This is a genomic window from Bradyrhizobium sp. LB13.1 (assembly GCF_054056815.1).
The window spans coordinates 5,876,495-5,891,167 of sequence record NZ_JBSRYQ010000001.1; the positions used below are offsets into that span (position 1 = coordinate 5,876,495).

General features: G+C 64.5%; 14 protein-coding genes and 1 pseudogene. 7 read left to right on the forward strand and 8 right to left on the reverse strand.

Annotation, left to right across the window (positions count from 1 at the left end; genetic code table 11):
• Positions 1-40: 40 nt before the first annotated feature.
• The 3 genes from ACVWYI_RS28555 to rfaD are packed head-to-tail and all read right to left on the reverse strand — an operon-like array spanning position 41 to position 3,803.
• Positions 41-1,330, reverse strand: a complete 1,290-nt coding sequence (locus tag ACVWYI_RS28555) for an O-antigen ligase family protein (protein ID WP_456663768.1) — start codon at positions 1,328-1,330, stop codon at positions 41-43.
• Positions 1,327-2,811, reverse strand: a complete 1,485-nt coding sequence (gene rfaE1 / locus ACVWYI_RS28560; RefSeq protein ID WP_456663769.1) for a D-glycero-beta-D-manno-heptose-7-phosphate kinase — start codon at positions 2,809-2,811, stop codon at positions 1,327-1,329. The genes ACVWYI_RS28555 and rfaE1 overlap by 4 nt, the downstream gene beginning before the upstream one ends.
• 11 nt (positions 2,812-2,822) lie before the next feature.
• Complete coding sequence (gene rfaD, locus ACVWYI_RS28565) at positions 2,823-3,803, reverse strand: ADP-glyceromanno-heptose 6-epimerase (RefSeq protein WP_456663770.1); 981 nt, start codon at positions 3,801-3,803, stop codon at positions 2,823-2,825.
• A gap of 176 nt (positions 3,804-3,979) precedes the next feature.
• On the opposite strand from rfaD, the gene waaF reads away from it, so the two are divergent.
• Positions 3,980-5,050, forward strand: coding sequence for a lipopolysaccharide heptosyltransferase II (gene waaF / locus ACVWYI_RS28570; RefSeq protein ID WP_456663771.1), 1,071 nt, complete (start codon positions 3,980-3,982; stop codon positions 5,048-5,050).
• Positions 5,051-5,227: 177 nt separating this feature from the next.
• On the opposite strand, the gene ACVWYI_RS28575 is transcribed toward waaF, so the two are convergent.
• Positions 5,228-6,265, reverse strand: coding sequence for a glycosyltransferase family 4 protein (locus ACVWYI_RS28575; protein ID WP_456663772.1), 1,038 nt, complete (start codon positions 6,263-6,265; stop codon positions 5,228-5,230).
• Positions 6,266-6,391: 126 nt separating this feature from the next.
• On the opposite strand from ACVWYI_RS28575, the gene galE reads away from it, so the two are divergent.
• The 3 genes from galE (at position 6,392) to ACVWYI_RS28590 (ending at position 10,064) form a co-directional block, all read left to right on the forward strand.
• On the forward strand, positions 6,392-7,405 hold the full coding sequence (galE, locus tag ACVWYI_RS28580; protein ID WP_456663773.1) for a UDP-glucose 4-epimerase GalE: 1,014 nt from the start codon (positions 6,392-6,394) through the stop codon (positions 7,403-7,405).
• Between the two features lie 119 nt (positions 7,406-7,524).
• Positions 7,525-9,327, forward strand: coding sequence for an ABC transporter ATP-binding protein (locus ACVWYI_RS28585; RefSeq protein ID WP_456663774.1), 1,803 nt, complete (start codon positions 7,525-7,527; stop codon positions 9,325-9,327).
• A gap of 35 nt (positions 9,328-9,362) precedes the next feature.
• Complete coding sequence (locus ACVWYI_RS28590) at positions 9,363-10,064, forward strand: fumarylacetoacetate hydrolase family protein (RefSeq protein ID WP_027566820.1); 702 nt, start codon at positions 9,363-9,365, stop codon at positions 10,062-10,064.
• A 78-nt stretch (positions 10,065-10,142) separates the two neighbouring features.
• Here ACVWYI_RS28590 and ACVWYI_RS28595 read toward each other — a convergent pair whose 3' ends face one another.
• Positions 10,143-10,601, reverse strand: coding sequence for a YybH family protein (locus ACVWYI_RS28595; RefSeq protein WP_456663775.1), 459 nt, complete (start codon positions 10,599-10,601; stop codon positions 10,143-10,145).
• Between the two features lie 128 nt (positions 10,602-10,729).
• Here ACVWYI_RS28595 and ACVWYI_RS28600 point away from each other — a divergent pair, with 128 nt between their 5' ends.
• Entirely contained in the window at positions 10,730-11,272 is a 543-nt protein-coding gene (locus tag ACVWYI_RS28600) for a periplasmic heavy metal sensor (protein WP_456663776.1), read from the forward strand.
• A 41-nt stretch (positions 11,273-11,313) separates the two neighbouring features.
• Here the strand turns inward: ACVWYI_RS28600 and ACVWYI_RS28605 are convergent, their stop codons facing one another.
• The 3 genes from ACVWYI_RS28605 to ACVWYI_RS28615 all read right to left on the reverse strand — a co-directional run bounded on the left by ACVWYI_RS28605 (position 11,314) and on the right by ACVWYI_RS28615 (position 13,602).
• The gene (locus tag ACVWYI_RS28605; protein WP_456663777.1) at positions 11,314-12,243 is read right to left on the reverse strand and encodes an aspartyl/asparaginyl beta-hydroxylase domain-containing protein; all 930 of its coding nucleotides are present in this window, start codon (positions 12,241-12,243) and stop codon (positions 11,314-11,316) included.
• Between the two features lie 134 nt (positions 12,244-12,377).
• The gene (locus ACVWYI_RS28610; protein WP_247352127.1) at positions 12,378-12,533 is read right to left on the reverse strand and encodes a hypothetical protein; all 156 of its coding nucleotides are present in this window, start codon (positions 12,531-12,533) and stop codon (positions 12,378-12,380) included.
• Between the two features lie 145 nt (positions 12,534-12,678).
• Positions 12,679-13,602 (reverse strand): LysR family transcriptional regulator, encoded by a 924-nt coding sequence (locus ACVWYI_RS28615; RefSeq protein ID WP_456663778.1) that lies wholly within the window; start codon positions 13,600-13,602, stop codon positions 12,679-12,681.
• A 213-nt stretch (positions 13,603-13,815) separates the two neighbouring features.
• On the opposite strand from ACVWYI_RS28615, the gene ACVWYI_RS28620 reads away from it, so the two are divergent.
• Together ACVWYI_RS28620 and ACVWYI_RS28625 are read left to right on the forward strand one after the other, a co-directional pair.
• A complete protein-coding gene (locus ACVWYI_RS28620; RefSeq protein WP_247352131.1) occupies positions 13,816-14,526 on the forward strand; it encodes an SDR family NAD(P)-dependent oxidoreductase in 711 nt (236 codons plus the stop codon).
• Positions 14,527-14,541: 15 nt separating this feature from the next.
• Positions 14,542-14,622: pseudogene (locus ACVWYI_RS28625) on the forward strand (4-oxalocrotonate tautomerase); the annotation flags it as partial.
• Between the last annotated feature and the right edge of the window lie 51 nt (positions 14,623-14,673).

Here is a 14,673-nt window from a genome sequence, read left to right on the forward strand (position 1 = left end):
AGGCTTGCCAGTCAAGGCTTGCTGCTCAACACGCGGCCGTTCAGGAACCGGCTTCCGCCGCCTTCGTCTCGGCCTGCTGGGCCCGAATCACCATGCCGCCGGCAACGCCGACACCGATGACGTACATCCAGCCCTCGTGGAAGTCGAACAGATGGGAATTGAACAGCGAGGTGAAGACGTTCTGGACCACGACCAGGAGGCCGACCCAGTTTGCCAGCCCGTCGCCGCGAAACAACAGCAGATGCAGAATCCAGATGGCGTAGAGAACGACAATTCCGATGATGCCCCATTGCACCGCAACGTTCAGCGTCTGGTTATGCGGGTTGCCGATCACCTCGGATGATGCCTGGTACAGGCCGACGCCCGGCGTCGCGGCCCGCTCGAACAATCCGCGCGTCGAGCCCGTGCCGTGCCCCTTGATCGGCGCTTCCGCGAAGAAGCCGAGGGATTTCCGCCAGAATTCGAGCCGCAAGCCGGCCGAGGTCGGCGCGCCGTTTTCCACATAGCGTGTGTAGTCGCTGGCAAAGCTGTCGGCGGTCTTGCGCAATTGCGGCGAGGCCTGCCAGGCGAGAACCGCGCCCACGAGCAGGGCGGCGGAGATGATCGCGATGCTGCGCCATTTCAGATGAAGCAACGCGAACACACCGAACATGATCGGAACAGTGACGAGCGCAGTGCGCGACACCACCACGAAGGCCATGTTGACGAAGAAGCTGAGCGCAAGCACCGTGAGCAGCCCGGCGATCCAGTAGCGCTTCTGGCGCAGCAACTGCACGATCGGATAGGCGAGCGCGACCGCGCAGAGCGCGAACTCCTGGCTCTGGTCGATGTAGTTCTTGACGAAGATGCCGCGTTCGACGCGGTCCGACTTGAGCGCGAGGTCGGGGTAGAAGGCGACCAGCCAGGACATCACCGACAGCAGCGCGCAGGACACCAGGAACGCGACGAACACCCAATGTCCGCGCGGCGAGCGCGCAAAGTGATAGAGCAGGACCGGCAGCACCAGCAGCTTGACGGTCGGATTGACCGCGTAGAAGCGCGCGCCCCAGGCCGCGTCCGACCACAGCGTCCCCACCAGTGCGAGCAGGACCAGCGCAATCGGCGCCGCGCAGATCGGACGCTTGAGCGATTGCAGGACCTCGCGGATGTCGAGAAACGGCGCCATGCAGAGCAGCATCAAAACATTGAAGATCGCCGCAAGCGACGTCGACCATGGCAGCGAGGCCGCAGTCAGGATCGCGAACAGATCAACCGTCTCGGACCAGGCCGCCGGACTGCGCAGACGCCGCCACAGCACCTGGCCGGTCGTCTCCCCCGCGAGCGTCGTCACTTGCCCTCTCCGCGCGCGCGATGAACCAGCGCCGTCGTGCTGAAGCCCCGGAGGATGTCGACCAGCACGACCGTCCCGCCCGCGGCTTCGACGACCTCATGGCCAACCACCTGCTCGCGGGTGTAATCGCCGCCCTTCACCAGCGCGCTCGGCTTGATGCGAGTGATGAGGTCGATCGGCGTATCCTCATCGAAGATGACGACGAGATCGACGGCTTCGAGCGCCGCCAGCACTTCCGCGCGCGCCCGCTCGTCCTGAACGGGGCGATCCGCGCCCTTCAGCCGCCGCACCGATGCGTCGCTGTTGAGGCCCACGATGAGACGGTCGCAGGCGGCGCGCGCCGCGGTCAGCACCTTGACGTGACCGGGATGCAGGATGTCGAAGCAGCCATTGGTGAAGCCGATGCGCTGGCCCTGCTGCTTCCATTCCGCGAGTTGCGTGTCGAGCGTATCAGGCTCGAGCACGATCTTCTCCTCGGCCGCGAGATAGGCATGCGGCAATATCTTTCGCTTCAGCTCGGCCGTGCTCACGGTGGCGGTGCCCTGCTTGCCGACGGCGACGGCGGCGGCGGCACTGGCCATGCGCAGGGCCGTATCCCAGTCCGCGCCCGTGGCGAGCGACACCGCGAGCGCGGCGGCGACGGTGTCGCCGGCGCCGGAGACGTCACGCACCTTGACCGGGACCGCCGGAACGTGAACGGCCTCGCCGTTGCGCGGCACCAGCGTCATGCCGTGCTGGCCTTGCGTGACCAGGATCGCCTCGCAATCGGCGAGCCGCATCACGTCCTCGCTTGCGTCGACGATGCTTTGTGAAGTGTCGGCGCGGCTTCTGGTCGCCTCCGAAAATTCCTTGCGATTGGGCGTGAGGAGCGTCGCGCCGCGATAGATCGCCCAATTGAGACTCTTCGGATCGACGATCACGGACTTGCCGAGCTTTCGCGCGGCGTCGATGGTGTGGCGGATCACGCGGGCGGTCAGCACGCCCTTGGCGTAGTCGGAGAGCAGCACAATGTCGGCGCGCGGGATCTGCGGCAGGATCGCTTCGATCAGCCTGGTCTCGATCGGATCGGAGGCAGGCTGTGCCTGCTCCCAATCCGCACGCAGCATGTGCGTGGAAAAATGCTCGGAGACGAAGCGGACCTTTCGCGTGGTCGGGCGCGAGGGATCGCACACCAGCACGCTTTCGATTGCACCCTGCTCCGCAAGCGCCGAGGCGAGCTGCCTGCCCGCATCGTCCTCGCCGACGAGGCCGACGAAGATGCAGCGCGCGCCGAGGGAAGCGACGTTGCGCGCGACATTGCCGGCACCGCCGATATGGATCTCGCTGCGTTGCGCCGCGAGGACGGGCGCCGGCGCTTCCGGCGAGATCCGCGACACCTCGCCATAGACGAACTCGTCCAGCATGATGTCGCCGATGCACAGCACCGTGCGGCCTGAGATGGCTTGCGCGAGGGCATCGAAATCGAGAATGGGCGTCGGCATGGTGATGGGCCTCAGCGGAAGCGGTCGGGCCGGTCGAGGTAATCCCCGACATAGGCCTTCACCGCGTCCTCGAGCGTCGTGAAACCACCATTATAGCCGGCGCAATGGAGGCGATCGACCTCGCTCTGGGTGAAGTACTGGTAGCTGCCGCGGATCTGCTCGGGCATGTCGATATATTCGATGTTGGGCCTCGCGCCGAGCGCGGAATAGGCCGCGAGCATCAGATCCCTGAAGCTGCGTGCCTTGCCGGTGCCGACGTTGAAGATGCCGGACACCGACGGCGTCGCCAGCAGCCACATGACGACGCGCACGACGTCGTCGACATAGATGAAATCGCGGCGCTGATCGCCGTCGGCGATGCCCTCGCGATGCGACTTGAACAATTGCACGACGCGGCCCGCTTTGACGTCGTCGAAGCGGCGCGCCAGCACGCTCATCATCGAGCCCTTGTGGTATTCGTTGGGGCCGAACACGTTGAAGAATTTCAGGCCGGCCCATTGCGGCGGCAGCTTCTCGCCGTTCGCTGCGCGCTCGGCGACGGCGAGATCGAACAGGTGCTTGCTCCAGCCGTAGAGATTCATCGGCCGCAGTTTTTTCAGCGCAGGCACAGAGCTGTCGTCGTCAAATCCTGCCTCGCCATCGCCATAGGTCGCCGCCGAGGAGGCGTAGATCAACGGCACCGCATTCGCCGTGCACCAGTCCAGGAGGCGCATCGACAGGCGGAAGTTGGTCTGGAATACGAGGTCGCCGTCGGTCGCGGTGGTCGCGGAAATCGCCCCGAGATGGATCACGGCATCGAGCTTGCGGCCCTTCAGCCAGTCCGGCAGCTCAGCCGGCGGCACGATATCCACAAGCTGCCGCTTGGCGAGATTGCGCCATTTGCCGTCGTTGCCGAGGAAATCACAAACCACGACGTCGCTATGGCCGGCCTCATTCAGCGCGGCGACGACATTCGATCCGATAAAACCGGCCCCGCCGGTCACCAGCAACATTCCAACTTCCCCGCCAGATTTCGCTTGCCCGAAGTTTTGCGGCCCGGTCTTGCCCTAGCGCATGATCCGCCAAAGTGTAAGCGGTTTTGGGATTGCCGCTCCTGCCGGCTTTACCTGCCGGCCCGGAGCGGCTAACCGAACCGCCACATCAGCGAACCCACGGTCCAATATAACGAATGAACAAAGATTCGCAATTTGGCGGAGACACAGATCGGAGCGACACACGCCCGATCCTGATCGTCCCGTACATGTGGATCGGCGATTTCGTCCGGAATCACACCGTGGTGCGGGTCCTGAAGGAGCGCTGGCCGAACCGGCCGATTGATCTCCTGACGACATCCCTGTGCGCTCCTCTGGTCGACTACATGCCCGGCGTGCGCGAGGGCGTCGTCTGGGACCTGCCGCGCAGCCAACTCGCCGTGGGCCGCCAGCTCGGCTTGGCGAAGCTCCTGCGGGAGCGGAACTACGGCACCGCCCTGGTGCTGCCCCGGACCTGGAAGGCCGCCATCGCGCCCGCTTTGGCCGGGATTCCGGAAAGGGTCGGCTTCGTCGGCGAATTCCGGTTCGGCCTGCTCAACCGCTGGCGCTGGGGCGAAAAGAAGCTGCCCCGCTTCATCGACAAGAACGCCGCCCTCGCCCAGCCCGATGGCGCCCCCCTGCCCCCCGAATGGCCGGTGCCGCAATTGCGGGTCCCGGCTGAGGAAATCGTCCGCTGGCGGCAGGCCAATGGCCTGAGCGCTGGCGCCGCGGTGGCGCTCGCCCCCGGCTCGGTCGGCGCCTCAAAGCGCTGGACCTACTATCCCGAGGCCGCCCGCTTGCTGGCCGAGCGCGGCCTTGAGGTCTGGGTGGTCGGCGGCCCAGGGGAAAAGGGCTTGGCCCAGGAGATCGTCGCGGCCGGCGGCCCGGGGGTCCGGGACCTCGCCGGCAACGATCTGCGCAACGGCGTGCTGGCCATGGCCGCGGCCGGCGTCGCAATCTCCAACGATTCCGGGCTGATGCACATCGCAGCCGCCCTGGGCACGCCGACCATGGGCATCTTCGGCCCGACCAGCCCCTACCTCTGGGCCCCCCTCAACGGCCTCGCCGCGACGGTGGTCCAGGACAAGAGCGTGCTGTCGTGCCAGCCCTGCCAGAGCACGATCTGCAAGATGAACGACCACCGCTGCATGCGGGATATCGCGGGGAGCGAGGTGGTGGCGATTGCGGAGCGGGTGCTGGGTGAGGCTGGGGGGCGCGTTACGACTTGAGGCCATTGGGGCTGCGCCGATGATGACATCCTGCCAGTGTTTTGCCCGACGCGTCAAATCGATTTCGTAAAATCAGCAGAACATCGACCCGCCGCCAAGCCATTGATTTCGCTGTCCCCGGCTACTGTGCATGGGGTTGTTTTCGCGTTTTTTGTTTGCGGTCACGAAAGCGCAGGCTCAGAGCAGCCGCCGATAGACCTCGCCGATCCGCACCGCTTCGGCATCGAGGCTGAATCGTTCGAGCACCCGTGCCCGCCCGCGCTCACCCATAGCGATCGCGGTGGCCACATCGCCCATCAGCGGCTCCAGCGCTGCCGCCAGCGCATCCGCGTCACCGGTCGGGATCAGCACACCGGTCACGCCATCCTCGACCACGAGCTCGGCCGCGCCGGCGCGCGCGGCGACCAGCGCGCTGCCGGCTGCCATCGCCTCGATCAGCGTCAAACCGAAGCCTTCGTTGCGTGAGGTGAAGGCGTAGATCGTCAGCCGCTGGTACCAGCGCTGCACGTGTTCGATGGGCAGCTCGCCGGTGATGACGATGCGCGATTGCAGGCCGGCGGCCTCGATCCGCTTCTTGAGGTCGTTTGCAAAAACAGTTTGCTCGGGCGTGACCTGTCCGACGATGACAGCGGTGAAATCCGGATAGCGCGGCAGCAAGCGGCACATCGCATCGACAAACAAATCAGTGCCCTTCTGCGCGCGCACGCGGCCGAAGCAGCCGATCGCATAGCGGCCCGGCAGCGCAGCTTCCGCGAACGCGGCGGCGCGATCAAGCGGCAGCGCATAGACGTCGGTGTCGACGCCATGCGGGATCACCGTCGCCTGCACTTTCAGGAACGAGGCCGAGAGATCTGAGGTCGCGATGATCGCGTCCATGCGCCGGATCAGCCAGCGCGTGATCCAGCTATGGTGCCGCTGTGCCGCTGAGGTGAAGACGAGCTTGAGCGGCCAGCCGAGCGCGCGCAGCACGACGCCCGCGATCATCTCGTTGTTGCGCCGCGCATGCCAGATCAAGGGCTGCTTGCGGCGCCACAATTTCAGGAGATCGGCACTGCTCAGTCGCGCGATCCCCTCCGGCGCGTCGGAGCCGAACCAGCCTGCGCGAAACAGCTTTGCCAGCCGCGGCGCCACCATCCGGTTGGTCGCGGTGACCCCGGAATAGCGCCTGTGCAGATTTGGCACGATCACTTCGAGATCGCTCGGGGAATTCGCCACGTCATGCTCCGCTTCGTTGGCCCCCTATACGCAACATTAAGCATAGTGACCAGTTCAGCCGCGCCGATACCCCCTCTTCACCACGCAGACGTTAACTTGCAGCGTTGATCGAAGACGGGTGAGACCATGACTGTGCTAGTCACCGGCGGCGCCGGCTATATCGGAAGTCACACGGTTCTGGCGCTGGCGGAAGCCGGCGAGGACGTCGTCGTGATCGACGATCTCTCCACCGGTTTCTCCGCGTATCTGCCCGAAGGCGTGCCGCTGTTCATTGGCGATGCCGGCGACGAGAACCTGCTCGAAGGCGTGATCGCCCAGCACAATATCGAGAGCATCATCCATTTCGCGGGCTCGGTGGTCGTGCCGGATTCGATGCGCGATCCGCTCGGCTATTACCGCAACAATTTCATGACCGCCCGCAACCTGCTCAACGTCGCAGTCAAGCGCGGCATCAACCGCTTCATCTTCTCCTCGACCGCCGCCGTCTACGGCAATCCGGACCTGGTACCGGTGCCCGAACACGCGCCGACGCGGCCGCTGTCGCCCTACGGCTCGTCGAAGCTGATGACCGAGATCATGCTGCACGACGTTGCCGCCGCCTACGGCATGCAATACGCGACCTTGCGCTACTTCAACGTTGCGGGTGCCGATCCGCAGGCCCGCATCGGCCTCGCAACCGTCGGTGCTACGCATCTGCTCAAGATCGCAGTGGAAGCCGCGACCGGTCAGCGTGCCAAGATCGACGTGTTCGGCACCGACTATCCGACCCAGGACGGCAGCTGCATTCGCGACTTCATCCACGTCACGGACCTGTCGCAGGCGCATCGCTCGGCGCTCGCCTATTTGCGCAACGGCGGCGCCTCGACGACGCTGAATTGCGGCTATGGCCGCGGCTATTCCGTGCTGGAAACCATCGACGCGGTGCGCCGGGTATCCGGCCGCAGCTTCGCCGTGCAATACGCCCCGCGCCGGTCCGGCGACATCATGACCATGGTCGCCGACACCAGCCGCATCCGCGGCCTGCTCGACTGGAAGCCGCAATACGACGACCTCGAGACCATCGCCGCGCACGCGCTGGCATGGGAGGACAAGCTGTTCCGCGAGCGCCACGGCGAGCTCCGCCACGCCGCCTCGGCCTAGATTCCATCCGGGCGCAAGTCCTTAATTGGGCTTGAAAAGCGCGGCTTTAGCGGGCACAGAGGCCGTTCGATCCCTGACGCGCGGGCAGGCTTTTTTCCTGTGCCGTCAATGGACTACGGATGGCCCAGTTTCCAAAGAAAATCACCGACGATCCCTATGCGGCAGCGGTCCTCGTTCGCCGCCTTGTCACGGAACAAGGGGTCATCTACTGGCGGCGTTACCTCGTCGCCTTCGCGCTGATGGCGCTTGCCGCCGGATCGACCGCGGGCGCGACCTACGTGCTCGGCCAGGTCATCAACCAGGCCTATGTCGACAAGAACATCCCGGGCATCGCGATGTTCTCGGGCATCACCGTAATCCTGCTCTTCATCAAGGGCGTGGCGACTTACGGCCACATGGTGATCCTCACCAAGATCTCCAACGCCATCCTCGCCACCAACCAGCGCCAGCTGTTCGCCAAGCTGATGCGCGAGAGCGTCGGATTCTTCTCCGAGCGGCATTCATCGGAATTTTTGGCGCGGCTGACGGCCGGCGCAAAGTCCATCACCGATGTCCTCAACATGCTGGTCAACGCCGTCGGGCGCGACCTCATGATGCTGCTCGCCATGATCGGCGTGATGGTGTGGCAGGACCCGGTGATGTCGTTCATCGGCCTTGTCGTGGTGCCGCCGGCGATGCTGGTGCTGCGCAAGCTGGTCAAGCGCATCAAGGGCCTCGCCTATAACCAGTTCACCGGCACCGCCGACATCCTGGAGACGATGCAGGAATCGCTGCAAGGCATCCGCACAGTGAAGGCGTTCACGCTCGAAGACGCCATGCAGAACCGCATCGACGAGAACATCGCGATCGTCGAGCGCAACGCCAACAAGATGGCCCGCGTCGCCAACCGCTCCAACCCGCTGATGGAGATGCTCGGCGGCTTCGCGGTCGCCGGCTGCCTGCTTTATGGCGGCTATAGCGTGGTCGCGCTCAACGCCACGCCCGGCGCGTTCTTCTCGTTCATGACCGCGTTCCTGATGGCGACCGAGCCAGCCAAGCGGCTGGCGCGGCTCAACATCGACCTCAACAGCCAGCTCGTCGGCGCCCGCATGCTGCTCGAAGTCGTCGACAGCCCCGCGAGCGAGCACTCTGACGACGACAAGCCGGCACTGAAACTGTCGGATGCACGCATCGAGCTCAACGACGTCAGCTTCTCTTACCGGACTGGCGAGACCGTTCTCAACCGCATGAGTTTCGTTGCCGAGCCCGGCAAGGTCACCGCATTGGTCGGCCCCTCCGGCGGCGGCAAGTCGACCGTGCTGGCGCTGCTGCTGCGCTTCTACGAGGTGACCCAAGGCGACATCGTGATCGACGGGCAGTCGATCGGCTCGATCTCGCGCAAATCGCTTCGCGCACAGACCGCCTATGTCGGCCAGGACGTCTATCTGTTCCGCGACACCATCCGCAGCAACATCGCCTTCGGCCGGTCTGGTGCGACCGAAGAACAAATCATCGATGCTGCCAAGGCGGCCTGCGCACATGATTTCATCATGAGCTTCCCGCTCGGCTACGACACGCCGGTCGGCGAGCACGGCACGCAGCTGTCCGGCGGCCAGCGTCAGCGCATCGCGGTGGCGCGCGCGCTGATCAAGAACGCGCCGATCATCCTGCTCGACGAAGCCACGGCCGCGCTGGATTCCGAGTCCGAGCGGCAAGTGCAGGAGGCGATCGAGCATCTCTGCCGGAACCGCACCACCATCGTGATCGCGCACCGCCTGCACACTATCATGCACGCGGATGCGATCCTGGTGGTCGAGGGCGGCGAGATCGTCGAGCAGGGTCGGCATGACGAGCTGCTCCGCCGCGGCGGACGCTACGCTTCGTTCTTCCGCCTGCAACATCACGACGCCGGCGCTCTGGCGCCGATCAGCGCAACCGCATAGAGTTCGTTTTACCCCAAGAGCAGCGAGACCGCTTCATGAACGCCGCCTCCTACGTCATCCCACTTCCGACCCAGGCTTCGCTTCCCGTCGTCGGGGAAAGCGGCCGTTATCCCGTGCGCCGCATCTGGTGTGTCGGCCGCAACTATCTCGAGCACATCCGCGAGATGGGCAACGACGAGCGCGCCCCGCCGTTCTTCTTCGCCAAGCACGCCGACATGCTGGTGCCTGACGGCGCCACCATTCCCTATCCGCCGCTGACCAAGGATCTCCATCACGAGGTCGAGCTGATCGTCGCGATGAAGAGCGGCGGCCTCAATATCCCCGCCGACAAGGCGCTCGACCATGTCTACGGCTACGCCGTCGGCATCGATCTCACCCGCCGCGACCTCCAGATTGCCTCGCGCAAGAAGGAGCGTCCGTGGGAGATCGGCAAGTCGTTCGACTATTCGGCGCCCTGCTCCGCGGTGCAGCCGGCATCGAAGATCGGCCATCCCGCCAAGGGCAAGATCTGGCTCACGGTCAACGGCAAGGAAGCGCAGAAGGGAGACCTCACCGAGCTGATCTGGAACGTGCCTGAGATCATCTGGCAGCTCTCGCAGCAGGTGAAGCTCGCCGCCGGCGACATCATCATGACGGGCACACCGGCCGGCGTGTCGCAGCTCCAGCCCGGCGACAAACTCGAATGCGGCGTCGATGGCGTCGGCACGCTGAAGGTGTCGATCGGCCAGCCGGAGTAAGGCGCGCGGCGTCGCACAAATAACAAGGCCCCGGACATGTCCGGGGCCTTTTGCATTTCGATGGCGGACGATGCCGATCTACCAGGCCTTCACCGGCCGATCAGCGTGGCTTGCCTGCGGCACACCGCGATTGAGCGACATGTGGGAATGCACGCACAGCCAACCATCGCCGTCTCTTGAAAACACCATCGTGGCCCGGCCGGGGCGCGGAAACGGGCTGCCATCGAGATGATAACCCGTGCTCGTCCACGGCGCGACCACCGTCGCCATCGCGCCGTCTGGGGATGCCAGGAACGCTGTCTGCTCCAGGACGAAGCGGAAGTCGGCCGTCTTCGGCCAGACGTTGTCCCATTGCGTGGTGACCCACTGGTCGAGGCCGGGAATGACATCGTTATGCGTGCCGAAGGCCAGCACATCCGGATGGAAGAGCGGCCGCGCCGAAGCATAGTCGACCTCGCGGACGTAGCCTGCGAACGTATTTAGCCACTCGCGGAAGAATTGCACCAGATCAGTGTTCGCAACTGGCAACGGGGCCATTGCCTGCTCCATGTTTGACAGCTCATCAGGCAATCCTGTTGCCATGGGGCGAACCGTCCAGCAAGATATGTGGAGAGCACCGGTGGAGATCGATCGACGAACCGGGCCAATTTCATGGAGCCAGACTCATGAGACGCCTTATCCTGCTTGCGGCCACACTTATCGTCTCGTGCAACGTTGCCAGCGCGCAGTCCAGTCAGCCCTATGCTGGCCTTGAGCAGCGCCCCATCAAGGCGCTGTCGCACCAGCAGGTCGACGATCTTCGAACCGGTCGTGGCATGGGCCTGGCGCTTGCCGCCGAACTCAACGGATATCCCGGTCCGAGCCATGTTCTTGAGTTCGGTGATCGGCTTGACTTGACCGCGGATCAGCGCATCCAGGTTCAGCGCCTCTTCGATGCCATGAAGCAAGAGGCGGTCCCGCTGGGTAACAAGCTTGTCGAGCAGGAAACGGAGTTGGACCGGCTCTTCTCTGCCCGCGTCGTGACCCCGGAGTCACTCAAGGCGACCCTCGTTGCTATTTCGGAAACCCAGGCACTGCTCCGCGAAAGCCACCTCAAATATCATCTGTCGACAACCGCCTTGCTCGATCAGAGCCAAATGCAGCGATACGCGGAGCTGCGAGGTTACCAGCGCCCTGATAGCTCCGAAGGACACAAGCACCATCACTAGAAAATGCTTGTGGTTTGCTTCGCCACCCCATGCATAAGCGATCACCGCAATGCCGACATCACGATGAGGCCGAGGATCAGCGCCGTCAGCGAGTATTTCACCGTGTAGTAGACGTTGCGATTCCATTGCTTGACCTTGCGGCTCGCAAGGTGGATCTCGTAGAGCTTGCCGAACAGCTTGTTGAGCACACCGACATCCTCGCCGTCGACGTTCTGCGTCGCCGACGCCTTGACGATGTGATGGCTGACCCAGCGGTTGATCGCGGTCATGAAGCCGTACTTCATCGGACGCTCGACGTCGCAGAACAGGATGATGCGGTTGACGTCGGTCTCATTCTCCGCGCTGTGGATGAAGGTCTCGTCGAACATGAAGGCCTCGCCGTCGCGCCAGACGCATTCGACGCCGTCGACCAGGATCCGGCACTTGTTCGAGTTCGGCGTGACGAGGCCGAGGTGGTAGCGCAGCGAGCCGGCGAAGGGATCGCGGTGGGCGCCGAGCTTGCCGCCCGGCGGCAGCATCGCGAACATCGCGCCATGCACGCTCGGGATAGAGTTGAGCAGCTCCACCGTCTTCGGGCACAGCGTGCGCGCCGAGGGTAGAAAGTCGTCGTACCATTTCAGGTAAAACCGCTTCCAGCCGCTCTTGAAGAACGAGTAGAAACCCCAATCGTTGTTCTTCGCCGCTGCGCGAATGAAGCCTTCGTCGAACAGGCGAACGGCCTCGTCGCGAATGGTCTCCCAATTCTCGCTGAGCGGCTTGAGCTCGGGAAACTGATCGACCGGGATCACCGGCCTGTTCGGCACCGCCGATCCCGCATACATCAGCACGTTGTAGGGCGAAAGATAGGTGGAGTGATCGCCGAGCTGGCGCGCAAAGCGCAGCCGGTGCTTGCCGCGAAAATGAATGTAGATCGTCGACGCCGCCAGCACATAGAGTATGACGAGCTGCGGTGCAAAAAGCTGTTTCAGCATCTCCCGTTCCCCCAGTGATCCAGCCGGGGACGTGATCTACCCCGACACCGCCCGACCGGCAAGATATTCACCGGTGGGTTGCAATCACGCTCGAGAGAGTAAGGACGGGTGACTTGAGGCTGAAACGAGCCGAATCAGAGCCGCGACAGCGCCTGGAGACCCTTGAAGGTCAGGCGCTTGGGATCGGTTACGCCGGCGAGATAGAGCCGGCGGATGAAGGCGATGACGGCGTCGCGGTCGCAATCGGTCAACGCGACGACGGCGTCGACCGCGATCTTCTGGGCTTCCATTGGGCTCACCTCGGCCTTGCAAGTAACCCCGGCCGAGACAGGCTAGGACTCCGCGGTTAATCCGGCGTTAACCGTTCGGCCAGCATCGCCGATTCACCGGGGTGACCGAATACGCGAAACAACGCATTGCCGAGCGCGCAGCCGTTCAACGCGCCTTGATGCTCTTCTTCAGTTGCGCAAAGTGCTTCTTCAGCCGGGGCGCGGCAAAGTCGGTGAAGGCTCGCACTTTGGGCACCGAGAGCCGGCCCTGCGGGCAGATCAAATGCGCGGGCATCTCCGGATCTTCGTCGCCGGCCAGCACGATCTCTAATTCGCCGCGCGCGACCTGCTCGGCTACCTGGTACGAATACATCCGCGCCACGCCACGCCCGGCGACGGCGGACGCCACCGCCGCATAGGTGCTGTTGACGGCGAGCCGCGGCGTGAACTGGACCGTCCGGGCTACCGAAGAGCCGGCCTGCGGCGCAAAAGTCCAGGAATTGGGAAGGTGCGCCATCGCGACGACCTGATGCTTGGCGAGATCGCCGGGCTCGGCGATGCGCGGGTGCTGCTTCAGATAGCGCGGTGATGCCACCACGACGCGGCTGATCTCGCCGACCCGCATCGCGACCATAGCCGAATCCGCGAGAGGACCGATGCGAAGCGCGACATCGACACCCTCCTCGATCAGATTGACCGCGCGGTCGAACAGCAGGAGTTTTGCCGTCACCGTGGGATAGGCGTCGAGAAACGCATCGAGGATCGGCCGCAGCACCATCTCGCCCGACACCACAGGGGCGGTGATCGTGAGCAGGCCGCGGGGGGCCGTGCGCGGACCGGCCGCGATGTCGTCGGCCTCCTCCAGCTCGGTCAGCACGCGGCGGCAGATCGCGACATAGCGCTCGCCCTCCTCGCTCAGCTTGATTGATCGCGTCGTCCGGTGCAGCAGCTCGGCACCGACGCGTTCCTCCAGAAAGGCGATGGCGCGGCTCACCGCCGCTGGCGAGCGGCCGAGCTTGCGCCCTGCGGCCGCGAGGCTGCCCTCGTCCACGGCAAGGACGAACACCTTCATCGCATCCAGACGATCCATACGTTTCCCGCCGGCCCATCAGAATCCGACTGCAAACTAGGCGTTCGCTCCCGTCGCGACAAGCATCGCCGACCGCCGGTCCGGCATTCGTTCGCGCCGCGAAAGAGTGTCTGCCGGACAGCGCGTATTCGCAGCCGGGCCATCGCGGCGTACCTCAGCGGGCAAGCCAGCCGCTGCTGGCGCAGGTTCTCAAGCCAACAACAGGAGCCCGTCATGGGTATCGAGCAGAAGGTCGCCATCATCACCGGAGCATCGCAAGGCATCGGCGCCGCACTGGTCCGGGGTTTTCGCGATCGGAACTATCGCGTCGTCGCAACCGCGCGCTCCATCAAGCCATCGGGCGACGATGATGTCCTTGCTATTCGCGGCGACATCGCCGACCGGAGCACCGCCGAACGCGTGGTCTCGCAAGCCATCGCCCGCTTCGGCCGCGTCGACACGCTCGTCAACAATGCCGGCATCTTCGTCGCGAAGCCGTTCACGCAGTATACGGCGGAGGACTACGCGGCGGTGATCGGGACCAATGTCGCAGGGTTCTTCCACATCACGCAGCTTGCCATCGCCGAGATGGAGAAGCAGGGTTCTGGCCACGTTGTCCAGATCACGACCACGCTCGCCGATCAGGCCAATTCGAACGTGCCCTCGGTGCTGGCCTCGCTGAGCAAGGGCGGGCTGAACGCCGCGACGAAGTCGCTGGCGATCGAATATGCCAAGCGCGGTATTCGCGTGAACGCGGTGTCGCCCGGCATCATCAAGTCGACGATGCACCCCGTGGCGACGCACGCGCAACTCGGCGCGCTGCACCCGGTGGGCCACATGGGCGAGACGTCCGACATCGTCGATGCCGTGCTCTATCTCGAGCAGGCGAGCTTCGTCACCGGCGAGATCCTGCATGTCGACGGCGGCCAGAGCGCCGGTCACTGAGCAGAGGAGAACCGAATGACCATCGTCACCATTCAAGTGACTCGGGAGGGAACGACGCCGGGAGCGGCGTCGCTCACCGCGGAGGAGAAGGCGGCGTCGCCGCGCCACCCGGACAGGATGAACCACGCGCCGTCGTGCACAAGAGGA

Excerpts from the sequence above, each read along its gene's own strand:
- rfaE1 (WP_456663769.1), bottom strand. The coding sequence starts at position 2,811 with ATGCCGACGCCCATTCTCGATTTCGATGCCCTCGCGCAAGCCATCTCA.
- rfaD (WP_456663770.1), bottom strand. The coding sequence starts at position 3,803 with ATGTTGCTGGTGACCGGCGGGGCCGGTTTTATCGGATCGAATGTCGTC.
- waaF (WP_456663771.1), top strand. The coding sequence starts at position 3,980 with ATGAACAAAGATTCGCAATTTGGCGGAGACACAGATCGGAGCGACACA.
- galE (WP_456663773.1), top strand. The coding sequence starts at position 6,392 with ATGACTGTGCTAGTCACCGGCGGCGCCGGCTATATCGGAAGTCACACG.
- ACVWYI_RS28585 (WP_456663774.1), top strand. The coding sequence starts at position 7,525 with ATGGCCCAGTTTCCAAAGAAAATCACCGACGATCCCTATGCGGCAGCG.
- ACVWYI_RS28590 (WP_027566820.1), top strand. The coding sequence starts at position 9,363 with ATGAACGCCGCCTCCTACGTCATCCCACTTCCGACCCAGGCTTCGCTT.
- ACVWYI_RS28595 (WP_456663775.1), bottom strand. The coding sequence starts at position 10,601 with ATGGCCCCGTTGCCAGTTGCGAACACTGATCTGGTGCAATTCTTCCGC.
- ACVWYI_RS28600 (WP_456663776.1), top strand. The coding sequence starts at position 10,730 with ATGAGACGCCTTATCCTGCTTGCGGCCACACTTATCGTCTCGTGCAAC.
- ACVWYI_RS28605 (WP_456663777.1), bottom strand. The coding sequence starts at position 12,243 with ATGCTGAAACAGCTTTTTGCACCGCAGCTCGTCATACTCTATGTGCTG.
- ACVWYI_RS28610 (WP_247352127.1), bottom strand. The coding sequence starts at position 12,533 with ATGGAAGCCCAGAAGATCGCGGTCGACGCCGTCGTCGCGTTGACCGAT.
- ACVWYI_RS28615 (WP_456663778.1), bottom strand. The coding sequence starts at position 13,602 with ATGGATCGTCTGGATGCGATGAAGGTGTTCGTCCTTGCCGTGGACGAG.
- ACVWYI_RS28620 (WP_247352131.1), top strand. The coding sequence starts at position 13,816 with ATGGGTATCGAGCAGAAGGTCGCCATCATCACCGGAGCATCGCAAGGC.